Below are 16,896 nucleotides of genomic sequence, written 5' to 3' on the forward strand. Positions count from 1 at the left end.
CAGTTAAAAAGTTTGCTTACTCAAAATCTATTACACTAACAATAACTTAATCGACTCATCATCCCGAAGAACAACAAGCCAACATAAAGCGAATTGACGTGTTAGACGTTTCGCAAGACTTCAATTTTTTTGATCAACTACATCTCGGTAAAACCGGTCTGCGATGATCTTCTGAAGCCTCCAGCGAGCGCCCACACAAATTATCTGATTATCTATTTTAAAGAGCGGGCTGACTTGAATACTCAACCAGATTTTAATCTAGTAAAGTTGAACTTGGTCTTCGTTGCTCTGAGGCCTTGTCCGTGTCAGCGAGGGCGTATATTAAGGATCTACAGATTTTGTGCAACCCTTTTTTGAATAAAATTTAAATTAATTAAAATTCGATCAAACTTCTACGATACGTAGTTCTTTAGGCATAGAGAAAGACACATTCTCTTCTCTACCTTTTAACTCTTGAGGTGCGCTACCACCTTCCTTAACAAGACGATCAATCACCTCATTAACAAGTACTTCAGGCGCAGATGCTCCAGCAGTTACGCCAATACTACGAATACCTTTCAACCAATCACACTGAATCTCACTGGCATTATCGATCAAATAGGCTTTCGCCCCCATTCTTTCAGCCAATTCCCGAAGACGGTTTGAATTAGAGCTATTCACTGAACCAACAACAAGAACTAATTCAGATTCTTCTGCTAGCGTCTTCACAGCATCCTGACGATTCTGTGTGGCGTAACAAATGTCATCTTTCTTTGGACCACAAATCATCGGAAAGTGTTTTCGAAGTGCATCAATAACAACCGAGGTATCATCCATAGACAACGTCGTTTGAGTGACAAAAGCAAGACGCTCAGGATTCTTAACCTTAAGTCTCTCTACATCAGCAGGACTCTCTACTAGATAGATAGCACCACCCTGACGATCATCGTACTGACCCATCGTACCTTCGACTTCTGGATGGCCATCATGACCAATCAAAATACATTCCATGCCATCACGAGAATAACGCAACACCTCCAAATGCACTTTTGTCACTAGTGGACAAGTCGCATCAAATACTTTTAAACCTCGATCTGTCGCTTCATCTCGAACGGCTTTTGAAACACCATGCGCACTAAAGATAACAATGTTGTCATCTGGTACTTGATCAAGTTCATCAACAAAAACTGCACCGCGAGACTTCAAAGACTCGACGACAAATTTATTATGTACCACTTCATGACGAACATAGATTGGTGCTTCAAAAAGATCTAAGCAGCGATTAACAATATCTATCGCCCTATCAACACCAGCACAAAAGCCACGAGGGTTAGCAAGTTGAATAGCAAAACTCATGCGGCATCCTCAATAGCTATGATTTGCACCCGAAAAGTAAGTGACCGACTAGCAAGAGGGTGATTAAAATCGACAACCACTTCTTTCTCACCAATCTCAGCAATGACGCCCGGCAACTCGTTTTTGCTCATATCAGCAAAAGAAACCACCATCCCTTCTTCTAGATCCATAGAGAACTGAGAACGAGGCATACGCTGAATATTGCTTTCATTGTGTACGCCAAAGGCTTTTTCTGGCGACATAATGAAAGAAGCTTCTTGCCCTACAGACATACCTAGTAAAGCAGACTCAAAATCTGGCAATAAACTCCCATCACCAAATATAAAGCTAGCTGGAGATCGAGAAAAGTTAGAATCAACGATTTGACCATCTTCAAGTGACAACTCAAAGTGCAGAGTTACTCTGCTTGCCGCTGTAATTACGCTCATTCTTTTGTACCTTCCTGCTTTTTCGTCACGAAACTTTCAAGCAACATTAAAATAACACCAATAGTAATAGCACTGTCAGCAAGGTTAAACGCAGGGAAATACCACGACTGCTGCCAATGAAATTGTAGAAAATCTACAACATGGCCATAAACCAATCGATCATAAAGGTTACCAATCGCTCCACCCAACACAAAAGTCAGTGCCAGTGATTCTAATCGATTTGTTTCTGCGATCTTAACAAGACGCCAACTAATACCAACAACCACAGCCAATGCGATCAAAGAGAAAAACCAGCGTTGCCAGCCACCAGCTTGCGCAAGGAAGCTAAATGCAGCACCAGTGTTGTATCTCAATGTCAGGTCAAAGAATGGAAAAACGGCAATTTCTTGTCCATAAAATAAGTTGGACACAACCGCTTGTTTTGTTACCCAATCTAAAACAAAAAGAATAAGAGCCAGCGCCCACCAGCGCTGGACTCGTTTCCACACAATCAAAGCAGTCATTAGGCGTAAAGGCGCTGTTCACCTTCCCCATCTGGCAAGTTAGAGATACAACGATCGCACAACTCAGGATGCGCTGCTCGCTTACCAACTTCTTCACGGTGATGCCAACAACGTACACACTTAGTATATTTACTCAACTCAACGTGAACTTTCAGACAATCAAGATCGGTAGCAACCGCGTCATCATCCGCTTGAGACAAAGGCAACACTTTAACGTCAGAAGCAATTAAGACAAAGCGCAACTCTTCACCTAAGCGATTCAATGTTGCTTGCAAAGCATCATCACAATAAAGTGTTATATCAGCACTTAAGCTCGCTTTCATCTTGCCTTCACTACGCGCTGCTTCTAATACTTTATTCGTTGCTACTTTCGCTTCAAGAACCTGCTTCCAGAATTCACGACCCATTGGCTCATCACCAGACAACTCTTCAAGGCCTTCATACCATGTTTCTAAGAAAACAGACTCACCGCGTTCCCCAGGAAGTGTTTGCCAGATTTCGTCAGCAGTGAAGCTCAAGATCGGTGCAATCCAACGAGAGAAAGCTTCCATCACATGGTAAAGCGCAGTCTGCGCAGAACGACGCGCCAGGCTGTCTTCTTGTGTTGTGTATTGGCGATCTTTGATGACATCCAGATAAAAACCACCCAAATCTACAGAACAGAAGTTCTGGATTTTCTGGTTCACTGTATGGAATTGATATTCGTTGTAAGCGGCATTCAATTCTTTTTGCAACATGGCAGCACGATCCACAATCCAACGATCCAATGCAATCATCTCGCTAGAAGGCACCATATCAGCCGCTGGATTAAAACCATTTAAGTTTGCCATCATGAAACGCGCAGTATTACGGATACGACGATAAGAATCCGCTACACGCTTAAGAATTTCATCAGAGACAGTCATTTCAGTGGTGTAGTCGGTCGCTGCTACCCACAAACGGATAATATCGGCACCCAAGGTATCCATGACTTTCTGTGGTGACAGTACGTTACCCAAAGACTTCGACATTTTGCGGCCATCGCCATCAACGGTAAAACCGTGAGTCAATACTTGCTTGTATGGCGGCACACCACGAATCGCGATTGAGGTTTTCAACGAAGACTGGAACCAACCACGATGCTGATCTGAACCTTCTAGGTACAAATCGGCAGGAAAGCTCAATTCATCACGTTGATCGATAACAGAATAATGGGTCACACCGGAGTCAAACCATACATCTAACGTGTCAGTTACTTTGCTGTATTTTTCAGCATCAGCACCCAACAACTCCTCTGCTTCCATTTCAAACCAAGCGTCGATTCCTTCAACTTCGATGCGCTTAGCGACTTCCTCGATCAAACGTGGCGTTTCAGGATGAAGCTCTTGAGTCTCTTTGTTGATAAACAAAGCAATCGGCACACCCCAAGTACGCTGACGAGACACACACCAATCAGGGCTGTTATTCAACATCCCTTCCATACGGTTTTGTCCCCAGCTTGGTACCCACTTCACACCTTCAACAGCATGCTTTGCAGAATCCAGCAAACCTTCTTTGGTCATACTGATAAACCACTGAGGCGTCGCACGGAAGATGAGTGGCGTTTTAGTACGCCAGCAATGTGGATAACTGTGGAAGATCTTCGACTCAAACACCAAAGCGTTATTGCGATTCAACGCCTCAAGCACAGCATCATCTACTTTATAAACATGCAAACCAGCAAACTCGCCTGCAGCATCAGAGTAAACACCATTGTCTTGAACAAGGTTGATAGTGCCAATGCCATTTTCACGACCGACGTTAAAGTCATCCACGCCGTGGTCAGGTGCAGTATGCACGCAGCCAGTACCCGCTTCCGTTGTTACGTGCTCACCCAAGATGACAGGAATATCGCGCTCTAGGAACGGATGATCCAACACAGTGCCTGCCAGTTCAGCACCAACGGTACGACCAACAATGCGGAAATCAGCAACACCGTAGCGAGACATCACACTTGCGACCATGTCTTCAGCAACAATTAAACGCTCTTTGCCCAAGCCCATATCGACTTCAACTAGCGCATAGTTGAAGTCTGGATGAACAGAAACAGCTTGGCTCGCTGGAAGCGTCCAAGGAGTGGTTGTCCAGATAACAACAGAAACCTTACCTTCACCCTCGACATCAGAGAATTTAACAAGTAAAGCAGCTTCGTCTTGTGGCGCATAACGCACATCCAAAGACAAAGACGTTTTATCTTGATATTCCACTTCCGCTTCCGCCAAAGCAGAACCACCAACAACACTCCAGTAAACTGGCTTAAAGCCTTTTACCAAATGACCGTTCTCAGCGATTTTGCCTAAAGCACGAACAATATTGGCTTCTGTTTGGAAGTTCATTGTCAGATAAGGATTTTCCCAATCGCCCATCACACCCAAACGAATAAAGTCTTTTTTCTGTTCTTCTATTTGCGTATAAGCGTATTCGCGACATTTCGCGCGAAACTCTTTATAAGAAACTTTCGTCCCCGCTTTACCGATCAATTGCTCAACTTTGTGCTCAATTGGCAAGCCGTGACAATCCCAACCAGGAATATAAGGCGCATCAAAGCCACTAACGGTTTTAGACTTAACAATAATATCTTTGAGGATTTTGTTAACCGCGTGACCAATGTGAATACTGCCATTTGCGTACGGAGGGCCATCATGAAGAATAAAAGATTTACGGCCTTTACTTACATCACGTACTTTTTGATATAGGTCCATATCCTGCCAACGCTTAAGCATTGCAGGTTCACGTTTTGCCAAATCTCCACGCATTGGGAAGTCTGTATCTGGCAAATTCAGTGTCGGTTTATAATCACTCATGGTTTATCGATTCATCCTCAAAGATCATCTTTTCACTGATTAGCAAAGAAGCGTAATGCTTCTTCTTTATCACATTGAATTTGTTTTTCCAGCGCATCTAAGCTGGCCATTTTTCGCTCTGCCCTAATAAAATGACAGAAAGTAACCTGCACATATTTGTCATACAGATCACCGTTAAAATCTAATAAGTGCACTTCCAGTATCGGCGTCTTGCCTTGAACGGTAGGACGCACACCAATATTCGCAACACCGTTATAGGAGACGCCATCAACCATAAAGGTCACAGCGTATACACCAGACAACGCAGACTTAATACCTTTAAGGTGCACATTAGCCGTTGGAAAACCCAGTTTTCGACCAAGTTGCTGTCCATGTATCACACGACCACTTAAGGTAACCAAGTGCCCCATGTTCATCTGTGCGGCAGTAATATCGCCGCGCTCTAGAGCATCCCTAACCAGAGTACTACTCACTCGCTCATTCAAAGTGTTTAACACTGACGGTGTATTTTCAACATCAAAGCCATGCTGACCACCAAATTCTTGCAGATAATAAAAATCACCTTGTCGATCACAGCCAAAGCGAAAATCGTCACCCACCACCAAATGCTTTACAGACAAGCCATCCAGCAAAATTTGCTGACAGAATGCCTGTGCATCTAGTTGTTGAAGTTTAGGGTTGAATGGCATGCAAAGAACATAATCGATACCCTGCCCTTCCAACAATTTCACTTTGTCCCGCAGACGACCAATACGACCTGGGGCCGTATCCGGTGAAAAGAACTCTCTCGGCTGAGGTTCAAAGATCATGATAGCAGCAGGCGAATTGTATTGTTTAGCTAAAGCTTTGACTCGCGCTAATATAGCGCCATGCCCTAAATGAACACCGTCAAAATTCCCTATCGTCAGCACGCATTCTTTATGCTTTGAACGGATATTATGAATACCGCGAATTAACTCCATAGAACCCCGTACAAAACAATTAAATCCAGCGTCGAAAAAAATATCATGGATTATATAGCAGTTAACCAGATGAAGGTAGGCCAGAACTTGAACAAGCTGTGCAAACCAATAATCAAAGCAAAAAACACTTCAATACACCTAATGCTTTAAAATGGAAGGACGCAAGCCCGCCGCTACCGCGACAAGAACGTACACCAGCACACCGCAAACAACAACCAACAAGGTACAACCTACCCGATACAAGTCATCCATCTGGGTCCATTGCCAACCCTGAAGAAGAAACAAATATAAGCACACACCAAGCGCAACGGTAGCACTCACCAATATACGCAGCAAACGTCCCCATTGAGCCGAAAACACGTGATATTGTTTTTTATACAGACCGCGCCACAACAAGAAAGCATTTAAACCAGCAGACAGACTTGTCGCCAGTGCTAATCCCACATGCCCCAATGGCCACACCAAAATCAAGTTCAGCACCATATTCGATATCATCGCAATGATGCCAATACGCACAGGCGTTCTCGTATCTTGTCTCGCATAGTACCCCGGCGCCAGCACCTTAATCAGCATCATAAACACCAAACCCAGTGAGTAAGCCTGCAGACTCTGAGCAGCCATATGAACATCATTCACCGTTAACTCACCACGATAAAAAATCGTCGCAATCAAAGGCTCAGCCAACATAAACAAAGCAAGAGAAGACGGAATAGCAATCAGCAAAAGTATTCGCAGCGCCCAATCGAGTGTTTCAGAAAACTTCGACGCTTCGCCACCAGAAAAACTACGCGACAAAGAAGGCAAAATAACAGTACTGATGGCAATAGCAAAAATACCCAACGGCAACTCATACAAGCGATCCGACAAGTACAACCAAGTAATACTGCCCGTTTGCAGAAAAGAAGCCAGCACCGTATCAAGAAGCAAATTAATCTGACTGACAGACACACCAAACAATGCAGGCCCCATCAAAAGAAGAATTCTTTTTACCCCAGGATGACGAAAACCCAACGTCGGCATCGGTAGCAATCGCAACCTCGCCAAAAACGGCACTTGAAACATCAACTGAATCAGCCCCGCAAAGAACACCCCCCAAGCAACAGCAGTTTCGGCTTGGGCCGCAGTGCGAGCAAAAAACACCGTCGCAACAATAAGAGAGATGTTCAGAAAAATCGGCGTAATAGCCGGAACCGCATATTCACCATGCGCGTTTAAAATACCGCCGGCCAATGCCGTTAATGAAATAAATAACAGATATGGAAAAGTAATGACTAACAGCTCAGAAGCCAATTTAGTCTGACCATCATCCGCAGCAAAACCAGGTGCAAATACATACACCACCCAAGGAGCACACACCATGAAAAGCACAGTAATACACAACAAGATCAAAGCCAGCGATCCTGACACAGCAGAGATAAGTGCTCGAACCTCGTCCTTGCCTTCTTTTACTCGGTAGTCACTCAATACTGGGACAAAAGCTTGAGCAAACGCTCCTTCGGCAAATAATCTACGAAAAAAGTTAGGGATTTTAAAAGCAACATAAAATGCATCCGCACTGCCGCTTGCGCCCAATACATACGCCAAAGCAGCGTCTCTCACCAAACCAAGAATACGAGAAAGGAATGTACAAATAGAAACCAAGACACCAGAACGTAACAAAGACAAAGACTTAGACTCTTTATCGAGGAGGGATTTTTTTTCGGACATAAAAATTTACGACGTATGCAATAGACAGATCTACAAAGAATAACACCAGGTACTACCAGAGCGCAGCCAAATATATAAGCTCATTTGACTAATTTTTGTATAATAGGGTTGTGGCAACGCTAAAAACTGGTAAAATCCGCCGCGAGATTTCAAAGTTAAAACTTGACATTAATTTCATGACACAGCAGAGTGCTGGGTCATTACTTATTCCAATTTAAAGGAGCCAGACCGTGGCAAATTCCGCCGGTTCAAAAAAACGCGCGCGCCAAGCAGTAAAAAGCCGCGCTCACAATGGTAGCCTTCGTTCAATGGTTCGCACATACTTGAAAAAAGTAGATGCAGCTATCGAAGCAGGCAATCAAGCTGACGCACAAGCAGCTTACGTTCTAGCAACTTCTAAGCTAGACAAAGCCGCTGACAAAGGCCTATATCACAAAAACAAAGCAGCTCGCCATAAGAGCCGCTTGAGTGCTAAAATCAAAGCACTGGCCTAATACCTATAAAAAAACCGGCAAATGCCGGTTTTTTTATGTCTTTTATTTATACACCTAAAAATACACCTCGACTTTTCCGCCCAAACAGCATCAGCCAAACAAAACCACCAGCCAAACCACTGCCGCCAAGACCAAAGCCAACATCACTGCCGCCGAGCCTAAATCTTTCGCACGACCAGACAATTCATGATGCTCACTACTAATTCGATCAACCACAGCCTCAACACTTGAATTCAGCGTTTCAACAATCAACACCAAGCCTACAGAAAAAATCAGCACCGCACGCTCAAGACCAGTATCACCAAGCCAGATAGCAAAAGGCAAAGAAATCAAAAACAAAACAGCCTCTTGACGAAAAGCCGCTTCATGTTTCCATTGAGCTCGCAAACCTTGATAAGAATATTTCGAAGCACTCAATACGCGATCTAAACCTACTTTACCTGGCTTTGCCATGACACCACTACCTCTTAAATAATAACCAAATCATCGCGATGAATTAACTCTGGTTCACCCTTGTAACCCAAAATCGCTCCAATATTAGACGAAGGCTGACCAAGCAGCTTCAACGTTTCAGCCACACTGTAGTTCACTAAGCCGCGAGCAACCAGACCACCTTGCAAATCGACACAAATAACCATGTCTCCGCGCGAAAAAGTACCCTGCGCATCTTTCACTCCGACAGCCAAAAGACTCGTACCCGCTTTTCGCAACGCCTTTACGGCACCATCATCTAAAATTAGGGCGCCGCGACTCTTCAAATGCCCAGCTAACCATTGCTTACGCGCCGCTACCCTTCCGTGTTCCGGCTGCAACCAAGTTCCTAACATTTCGCCTGACGCAACACGAACAATTACATTTTCTTCGCGACCTGAAGCTATCAAGGTATCCGCACCAGAGCGTGCAGCCAAAAGCGCAGCTCGCACCTTCGTTAACATTCCGCCACTACCTAGTACACCAGCCCCGCCACTCGCCATAGACTCAAGACGATTGTCCGATGCTGATATATGAGAGATTAAAGTTGCATCTTTATGATCACGTGGATTTTTATCGAACAGCCCTTGCTGATCTGTAAGGATGATTAACAAATCCGCCTCAATAAGATTAGCAACCAAAGCACCCAGCGTATCATTGTCACCAAACCGTATTTCGTCGGTTACAACTGTGTCATTTTCGTTAATTATAGGTACAACACCGAAACCAAGCAGAGTTCGCAACGAAGATCGAGCATTTAAATAGCGTCGACGGTTCGACAAATCATCATGGGTAAGCAAAATTTGCGCAGTACACAAACCATGCTTCTCAAAGTGAGACTCATAAACCCCAACCAATTCCATCTGCCCAACTGCCGCAGCAGCTTGCAGCTCATTTACTTGAGTGGGGCGAGAAGAAAAACCAAGACGCTTCATACCTGCAGCAATAGAACCAGAAGACACTAAAACGACTTCCTTTCCTTGCGCTCGTAACTCAGCAATTTGAGCAACCCAAAGACCAATTCGGGCAACATCCAACCCCTGACCATCGTTTGTCAGTAGCGCACTGCCAATTTTAACAACGACACGCTGCGCCTTAGCTATTTTTTCTCGCATTTCCATGATACTACTTATTCTCACCAATCAAGTTAGCTAACGTATTCCACTTCAACATCGTAGTCATCTTCATCAAAATCGTCATCATCAAGCAACAAGCCTGCTTTACGACGTTTTTCACGTAATGACATAATACGGTTTCGACCTTCTTCATCAATCAAGGCGCGCATTGCTTTTTCTTTCTCACGAGCTTCTGGGCTTTCTAGCAACAACTCACGCTTTTCATCAAGCGCCGTCATCAGGTCTAAACACAACACCTCTGTGCCTTCACCTGATATCGCCGAAATACGGTAAGCCTTACCTTCCCATCCAAGTGCGTCAATAACACTCTGACAACGCTCTTCCAACTCATCTTCTGGCACCATGTCGGTTTTATTTAAAACCAACCAACGGTCACGCTCTGCCAAAGCAGGGCTGAACTGATGCAATTCGTTTACCGCAATAACCGCAGCTTCTGCCGGGGTAATTTCATCCCAAGGCGCCAAATCGACGATGTGCAACAAAATGCGGTTGCGCACCAAGTGCTTCAAGAAACGAATACCAAGACCTGCACCTTCAGATGCACCCTCGATAATTCCAGGAATATCGGCGATTACGAAGCTCTGGTGTTTCTTCACTTTTACCACACCAAGGTTCGGCACCAAGGTTGTAAAAGGATAATCAGCCACTTTTGGCTTAGCAGAAGAAACCGCACGAATAAACGTCGATTTACCTGCGTTAGGAAGACCAAGCAACCCTACATCGGCCAAGACTTTCATCTCTAGCTTCAGCGTACGCTCTTCACCTACCGTACCTTTCGTAGTCTGTCTTGGTGCACGGTTGGTACTTGATTTAAATCGAGTATTCCCCAGACCATGATGACCGCCTTGGGCCACTTTTAACTTTTGACCGTCACGAACAAGATCACCAAGCGTCTCGCCGGTATCATCATCAATAACCGTCGTACCAACAGGCACTTTAATTTCAAGATCAGGTCCTTTCGAGCCGGTCATATCTCGACCTTGACCACCCTCACCACTTTCAGCGATGTATTTTTTCGTAAAACGAAAATCGATCAAGGTGTTTAGCGCCTCATCAGCAACCAACACAACGCTGCCGCCATTACCACCATCGCCGCCATCGGGGCCACCTTTAGCGACAAATTTTTCACGCCAAAAGCTCAACGCTCCATTTCCACCTTTACCCGCTCTTACATAGATACTGGCTTCATCAACAAATTTCACAATAACACCTCTTCGGTGGATTATCAGAATCAACAAACCCTGATTATAGAATTCTTCCAAAAAAAAAGCCCCGCGTCGCGGAGCTTTTTTTAAGTTTTTAGTAAGCGATTAAGCAGCTACGACAGAAACTGTACGACGCTTCAACTTACCTTTCACTTCAAACTTCACTTGGCCTTCAACAACAGCGAACAAAGTGTGATCTTTACCAATTTGAACACCAACTCCAGGGTGGAACTGAGTACCACGCTGACGAACAAGGATGTTACCTGGGATCACAACTTGACCACCAAAACGTTTGACACCTAATCGTTTCGACTCGGAATCGCGACCGTTACGAGTACTACCACCCGCCTTTTTATGAGCCATGACTTACTCCTTAAATTTGAATAGTTAGCGCTTAGTTAATACCAGTTATTTTCACTTCCGTGAACCACTGACGATGACCCATACGCTTCATAGAATGCTTACGACGACGGAATTTCAAAATTTTCACTTTGTCTCCGCGACCATGAGCAACAACTTCAGCTGTTACTTTAGCGCCTTCTACAACTGGTGCACCAACTTTAACGTCGTCGCCGTTGCATACAAGAAGAACGTCATCGAATTGAATCGAACCGCCTTCTTCAACAGCTAATTTCTCAACCTTAAGGGTTTGGCCTTCTTCTACACGGTATTGCTTACCGCCAGTTTTGATCACTGCAAACATGTTCTTCTCCAATGAGATTTACCCGGCTACTGAAATTGAATTTGACCTACTTCTAGTGGCAATAAGTTCCTGACCAAATCGGACAAAAATCACTAACCATATGATAGGGAGCAAAATGTGGGTAAATCGGACGCGAGATTGTACAAAATCACACCACCCAATACAAGTGAAAAGCAATGTCTTTATACATTTTTCGTATTTTGGGTTGACCCTGACACAAGCCTTACCTAGCATGAGGCACACTTGCTGATCAGCTTGGGACTATTTAGCTTCGGAAATTGCATGCAACCTATACAAATACACGATGTTGTGGCCAATGAATTTGGCCAAGTGAATGACTATATTGTGTCACAACTTAGTAGTGACATCCCTCTAATCGAGCAAATCGGCTACTACATCATAAGCAATGGTGGAAAACGATTGCGACCTCTATTGGTGTTATTAGCAGCTAAAGCGAGCGCTGAACTAGATAAACCAAAACTAGATCAAGCCATTCAAATGGCAACCATCATAGAGTTTATTCATACATCGACACTATTACATGACGATGTTGTTGATGAATCAGATATGCGCCGTGGGAAAAAAACGGCCAATGAAGAATGGGGCAATGCCCCGAGCGTTCTAGTTGGCGATTTCCTTTATTCTCGCGCCTTCCAAATTATGGTGGAGGTTGGCAGCATGCAATGCATGAGCGTTCTTGCTAAAACAACCAATATCATTGCCGAAGGCGAAGTTCAGCAGCTCATTAACTGCGGCGACCCCGATACAACCGAAGAAAGCTATTTAAAAGTCATCCAATACAAAACAGCAAAACTGTTTGAAGGCGCCGCCCTTTGTGGTGCCGTTATTGCGGGTGCAAGTACAGAACATCAAGAAGCTTTAAGACATTTTGGCATGTACGTTGGGACAGCTTTTCAGTTAATTGACGACGTAATGGATTACACCAGTACCGCTGAAGAAATGGGCAAAAGTGTTGGCGATGACCTTGCAGAAGGCAAACCCACCTTACCGCTTATTTTTACTATGAAGCATGGCCCTAAAGACGCAGTGGAGCGAGTCAGGCAAGCTATATTAACCGGTGGACTTGACCAGTTAGAGTCAATTATAAATGACGTGCAAAACTGCGGAGCCATTGAATACACTCAGCAAAAAGCACAAGAGCAAGCAGACCTAGCAATAAGATCTATTGCACCATTGCCAGAGTCTGACTATAAAAAGGCACTTGTCGCACTAGCCAACGCGTCAGTGAAGCGTCGCAACTAATCGAAGGTAAAACCCATCATACAAAAAAGCCAAACATTGTATTTAAACTGTGTTTGGCTTTTTCATTGACTTTCTCATGCTATTTTTTTCTCAACACATCCATTACTGCCTGAGCAGCCATAGTTGTATGTTGCTGCATGAAACAATGACCTCCGTCAACCTCAATCACCTTAATATTCGGATTCAGTTTTGCCGCTAGGCGGTAGGCCTCTTTGAAATAGTCAAAGGTATCTTTACCTTGAATAATGCAAGTAGGCACAGAAATATTAGCAATCGCGCTCCAGAGCCGCTTGGGATAACTCGAAAAGATCGCAGCCTCCATCCAAGATGGGCAACCTAATTTATAGCGCCCTTTTTCATCGTGCTTAATAGAAGAAGCGATATAATCCTCTAAGCAAGCAGGCTCCCACCCCTTAAATGTTCCTCGCTCAAAAAAGCTACTTTTCACTTGAGTAAGATTTTCCCATTGAGTGCGACGACGACGAGCCTGTTTTACCAAAGGAACCTGACTCTTTAAGCCTGTTAACTTAACGCCGCGCATCATCCAAATTAAACGCGGAGGAAAAAGCGCAGGATCCAATAAAACCAAACGATCAAAAAGAGTTGGCGTTTGCGCACTCATTAACGCCGTCATACAGCCTCCAAAGCTGTGTCCGATACCAATCAATTCTGTTTTCGGTAGTACCGATTGCTGCGCATTTAACGACTCAGCAAAACGAGCGGCAGTAATATTCCAACCAACAAACCGCTTTCCAGCTGTTGACTCACCATGACCTGCCGCATCTTGCATAATCAAATTGTAGCCTTCGAGCTTTTCCAAAAAGCACATGTAAGTCTTTACTGAAAAGCCATTACCATGCAGAAAATGAATTGTCGGTTGACTCTCTTCAATTTGCCCCAAGTATCCCTGAATATGACCATCGTCAAATTGATGCTGCCAAGCAGCTAGATTTATACTTCTTTTTGAACTCATAAAGGCACTCAAAACAACCAAGACATTACTAGAAGAAATATATTAACAGAAAAAATAATACTGAACGGTATTCGCAAATCGCTTAAAAACCTGTTTTTACAACTTCCATAGCCATTAAATTCTTGTAATAACGTAAAAATGATCACTTTTCATGCAGGTAATTTGGTTTTTTTCCGTTCAAACATTCATATTAGAGTTCCAAACCGATATAATCAGCTGGATTTTCTACTGCAAACTGGACCACGACAATCCGCCAGACTATTTTAAGTCATCGGCTGGATGTGGATATAGGACTATAATGACTACAGCTTCATCTTTTGAAAAAGACGAACTATTAAAATGCGGCCACGGTGAAATGTTTGGTGCAGGCAATGCCCAGCTTCCTGTCGGCAATATGCTTATGATGGATCGCATTACTCACATCTCGACTGAAGGCGGGGTATATGGCAAAGGCGAAATTATTGCTGAGCTAGACATCAATCCTGACCTATGGTTTTTCGAGTGTCACTTTCCTGGCGATCCAGTTATGCCTGGTTGCCTTGGCTTAGACGCGATGTGGCAGCTAGTAGGATTTTTTCTAGGTTGGAAAGGAAATAAAGGTCGCGGGCGAGCACTCGGTTCTGGCGAGGTGAAATTCACTGGACAAATCCTTCCAACAGCGAAAAAAGTTACCTTCCATATTAACCTTAAGCGTGTAATTGAACGTAAGTTAGTGATGGGGATTGCAGACGGAAGTGTTAAAGTTGATGGTCGTGAAATTTACACCGCAAAAGATTTGCGTGTAGGCTTATTCACTTCAACTGATAACTTCTAAAGATTAAGAATGAAAGAGGCACATTTATGCGTCGTGTAGTAGTAACAGGTCTTGGCATTGTCAGCTGCCTAGGTAATGACAAAGAGAGCGTTCTAAACTCCTTGCGCGAGGGCCAATCTGGTATTCGTTTCGCTGAAGATTACAAAGAGCACGGCTTTCGTAGCCACGTTTGTGGTCGTATTGATTTAGATGCAGAAAGTATTGATCGTAAGATCCGCCGCTTCATGGGCGATGCCGCAACTTACGCTTACGTCTCTATGCAACAAGCTATTTTAGATTCAGGTTTAACAGAAGACCAAGTATCCAATATTCGCACAGGCCTAGTTGCAGGATCTGGTGGCGCATCAGCTAAAAATCTTGTTGATTCAGCAGATACACTTCGCGAGAAAGGTGTTAAACGTGTTGGACCATACCGAGTAACCCAAACTATGGGCAGCACGGTTTCTGCTTGTTTAGCAACCCCTTTTAAAATTAAAGGTGTTAACTATTCCATCACGTCTGCATGCTCTACCAGTGCCCACTGTATCGGTAATGCCATGGAGCTAATCCAACTTGGCAAACAAGATATCGTTTTTGCAGGTGGCGGCGAAGAAGAAAGCTGGACTCAAACTTGTATGTTTGACGCAATGGGCGCTCTATCTTCTAAGTACAATGAAACTCCTGAGAAGGCTTCTCGTGCTTACGATGCCAACCGTGATGGTTTTGTTATTGCTGGCGGTGGCGGTATGCTAGTTATAGAAGAACTAGAACACGCTAAAGCTCGTGGTGCAAAAATCTACGCTGAACTAGTAGGTTACGGTGCAACATCTGATGGCTACGACATGGTAGCCCCTTCTGGTGAGGGCGCAGTGCGCTGCATGCAGATGGCTATGAGCACAATTGATGGCGATATTGATTACATCAACACTCATGGCACAAGTACACCTGCTGGTGATATGAAAGAGCTACAAGCTGTCAACGAGACTTTCGGTGACAACATCCCATTGATTAGCTCTACAAAATCCCTTTCAGGTCACTCTTTGGGTGCTGCGGGTGTTCATGAAGCGATCTACTGCTTGCTAATGATGGAGAATAACTTCATCGCTGCGTCTGCAAACATTGATGAGCTTGATCCAGCCGCAGGAAACATTCCAGTGGTAACAACTCGTAAAGACAATGTAGATCTAAACATGATCATGTCTAATAGCTTTGGATTTGGTGGCACTAACGCCAGCTTAGTATTCAAAAAATACACAGCGTAAATAATCTTTAGCGACAAAAAAGCCGCATAAATGATGCGGCTTTTTTATGCTTTCAATTTGCCATGCAACCGAGCTAAAACAGAAAATCATTTCCTTTCGGAAGTTTTGCCATTTCAGCTCGCATCCAAACATCCATTTCCTCATGTAATGCTGAGGTTTTTTTACCTTCAGATTCAATGATAGGACCGATAACAACGCGGATAGATCCCGGAAACTTGCGCCAGCGCTTACCAGGCCAAGTATAACCAGCATTGTGTACCACAGGCAGAATAGGCACACCTGCAGATGTTGCTAACATAGCAGCGCCTTTGTTGAAGGCTTGCTCTTCATTAGGCGCGATTCGCGTGCCTTCAGGAAAAATCAGCACCGAACGGCCATCGTCTAAACGCTCTTTACCCTGACTGATAATTTGCTTCAGAGCATTAGTCCGCTGAGAGCGGTCAATTGCTATAGGCTGCACCATACGCAATCCCCAGCCAAAGAAAGGCACTGACAGCAGTTCTTTCTTCAATACCGTTGAAACAGGTGCCATCAACACTTGCAGTACGTAGGTTTCCCATTCGCTCTGATGGTTTGCCACCAGCACAACAGGACGATTTTTATTGATATGTTCTAAACCAACAATCTCAACCTTCACACCACAAAAAATACGAAAGACAAATAACAAACCTTTGTTATGTAGGTTCAAGACTGGCTGACGATAATTCTTTGGCAACAGAATCGTTGCAAAAGGCGCAAGAATACCAAATATAATGGTGGATACCGTATAGTAAATGGCGAATATTGTTGAGCCGATCCAAGATCTTAATGACGCCCACATGCTCATTGACAGCTTACTC

The 16,896-nt window shown here is 44.1% G+C and carries 17 protein-coding genes; 4 read left to right on the plus strand and 13 right to left on the minus strand.

Going from position 1 to position 16,896, the window contains the following annotated elements:
- Positions 1-384: 384 nt before the first annotated feature.
- The 6 genes from ispH to murJ all read right to left on the minus strand — a co-directional run bounded on the left by ispH (position 385) and on the right by murJ (position 7,757).
- Positions 385-1,335, minus strand: a complete 951-nt coding sequence (ispH, locus tag BUA59_RS20765) for a 4-hydroxy-3-methylbut-2-enyl diphosphate reductase (protein ID WP_072841781.1) — start codon at positions 1,333-1,335, stop codon at positions 385-387.
- Positions 1,332-1,763 (minus strand): FKBP-type peptidyl-prolyl cis-trans isomerase, encoded by a 432-nt coding sequence (locus BUA59_RS20770; protein ID WP_072841783.1) that lies wholly within the window; start codon positions 1,761-1,763, stop codon positions 1,332-1,334. The genes ispH and BUA59_RS20770 overlap by 4 nt, the downstream gene beginning before the upstream one ends.
- Complete coding sequence (gene lspA / locus BUA59_RS20775; RefSeq protein ID WP_072841785.1) at positions 1,760-2,266, minus strand: signal peptidase II; 507 nt, start codon at positions 2,264-2,266, stop codon at positions 1,760-1,762. Before lspA ends, BUA59_RS20770 begins: the two co-directional genes overlap by 4 nt.
- The gene (gene ileS, locus BUA59_RS20780; RefSeq protein ID WP_072841787.1) at positions 2,266-5,088 is read right to left on the minus strand and encodes an isoleucine--tRNA ligase; all 2,823 of its coding nucleotides are present in this window, start codon (positions 5,086-5,088) and stop codon (positions 2,266-2,268) included. The genes lspA and ileS overlap by 1 nt, the downstream gene beginning before the upstream one ends.
- A 32-nt stretch (positions 5,089-5,120) precedes the next feature.
- Complete coding sequence (gene ribF / locus BUA59_RS20785) at positions 5,121-6,050, minus strand: bifunctional riboflavin kinase/FAD synthetase (protein WP_072841789.1); 930 nt, start codon at positions 6,048-6,050, stop codon at positions 5,121-5,123.
- A gap of 138 nt (positions 6,051-6,188) precedes the next feature.
- Positions 6,189-7,757, minus strand: a complete 1,569-nt coding sequence (murJ, locus tag BUA59_RS20790; protein ID WP_072841791.1) for a murein biosynthesis integral membrane protein MurJ — start codon at positions 7,755-7,757, stop codon at positions 6,189-6,191.
- 230 nt (positions 7,758-7,987) lie between these two features.
- Between murJ and rpsT the strand changes: the two genes are divergently transcribed.
- On the plus strand, positions 7,988-8,251 hold the full coding sequence (gene rpsT, locus BUA59_RS20795; RefSeq protein WP_012071893.1) for a 30S ribosomal protein S20: 264 nt from the start codon (positions 7,988-7,990) through the stop codon (positions 8,249-8,251).
- Between the two features lie 90 nt (positions 8,252-8,341).
- On the opposite strand, the gene BUA59_RS20800 is transcribed toward rpsT, so the two are convergent.
- The 5 genes from BUA59_RS20800 to rplU form a co-directional block, all read right to left on the minus strand.
- Positions 8,342-8,704: a diacylglycerol kinase gene (locus BUA59_RS20800; RefSeq protein WP_072841793.1), complete on the minus strand. Its 363-nt coding sequence runs from the start codon at positions 8,702-8,704 to the stop codon at positions 8,342-8,344.
- Between the two features lie 14 nt (positions 8,705-8,718).
- Complete coding sequence (proB, locus tag BUA59_RS20805) at positions 8,719-9,843, minus strand: glutamate 5-kinase (RefSeq protein WP_072841795.1); 1,125 nt, start codon at positions 9,841-9,843, stop codon at positions 8,719-8,721.
- A 26-nt stretch (positions 9,844-9,869) separates the two neighbouring features.
- A complete protein-coding gene (gene cgtA / locus BUA59_RS20810) occupies positions 9,870-11,060 on the minus strand; it encodes an Obg family GTPase CgtA (protein WP_072841796.1) in 1,191 nt (396 codons plus the stop codon).
- 108 nt (positions 11,061-11,168) lie between these two features.
- Positions 11,169-11,426, minus strand: coding sequence for a 50S ribosomal protein L27 (gene rpmA / locus BUA59_RS20815; protein WP_012071897.1), 258 nt, complete (start codon positions 11,424-11,426; stop codon positions 11,169-11,171).
- Positions 11,427-11,457: 31 nt separating this feature from the next.
- Positions 11,458-11,766, minus strand: coding sequence for a 50S ribosomal protein L21 (gene rplU, locus BUA59_RS20820; RefSeq protein WP_072841799.1), 309 nt, complete (start codon positions 11,764-11,766; stop codon positions 11,458-11,460).
- 282 nt (positions 11,767-12,048) lie between these two features.
- On the opposite strand from rplU, the gene ispB reads away from it, so the two are divergent.
- Positions 12,049-13,029, plus strand: coding sequence for an octaprenyl diphosphate synthase (gene ispB, locus BUA59_RS20825; protein ID WP_072841801.1), 981 nt, complete (start codon positions 12,049-12,051; stop codon positions 13,027-13,029).
- A 79-nt stretch (positions 13,030-13,108) separates the two neighbouring features.
- On the opposite strand, the gene BUA59_RS20830 is transcribed toward ispB, so the two are convergent.
- Complete coding sequence (locus tag BUA59_RS20830) at positions 13,109-14,002, minus strand: alpha/beta fold hydrolase (RefSeq protein ID WP_072841803.1); 894 nt, start codon at positions 14,000-14,002, stop codon at positions 13,109-13,111.
- 298 nt (positions 14,003-14,300) lie between these two features.
- On the opposite strand from BUA59_RS20830, the gene fabA reads away from it, so the two are divergent.
- On the plus strand, positions 14,301-14,816 hold the full coding sequence (gene fabA / locus BUA59_RS20835; RefSeq protein ID WP_012071901.1) for a 3-hydroxyacyl-[acyl-carrier-protein] dehydratase FabA: 516 nt from the start codon (positions 14,301-14,303) through the stop codon (positions 14,814-14,816).
- 26 nt (positions 14,817-14,842) lie between these two features.
- Positions 14,843-16,057, plus strand: a complete 1,215-nt coding sequence (gene fabB, locus BUA59_RS20840) for a beta-ketoacyl-ACP synthase I (protein ID WP_072841805.1) — start codon at positions 14,843-14,845, stop codon at positions 16,055-16,057.
- A gap of 73 nt (positions 16,058-16,130) precedes the next feature.
- On the opposite strand, the gene BUA59_RS20845 is transcribed toward fabB, so the two are convergent.
- Positions 16,131-16,883 carry a lysophospholipid acyltransferase family protein gene (locus BUA59_RS20845; RefSeq protein ID WP_072841807.1) on the minus strand — a complete coding sequence of 251 codons (753 nt, stop codon included), beginning with the start codon at positions 16,881-16,883 and terminating at the stop codon, positions 16,131-16,133.
- Positions 16,884-16,896 lie beyond the last annotated feature (13 nt).

It is taken from the genome of Marinomonas polaris DSM 16579, from assembly GCF_900129155.1.
GTDB lineage: Bacteria > Pseudomonadota > Gammaproteobacteria > Pseudomonadales > Marinomonadaceae > Marinomonas > Marinomonas polaris.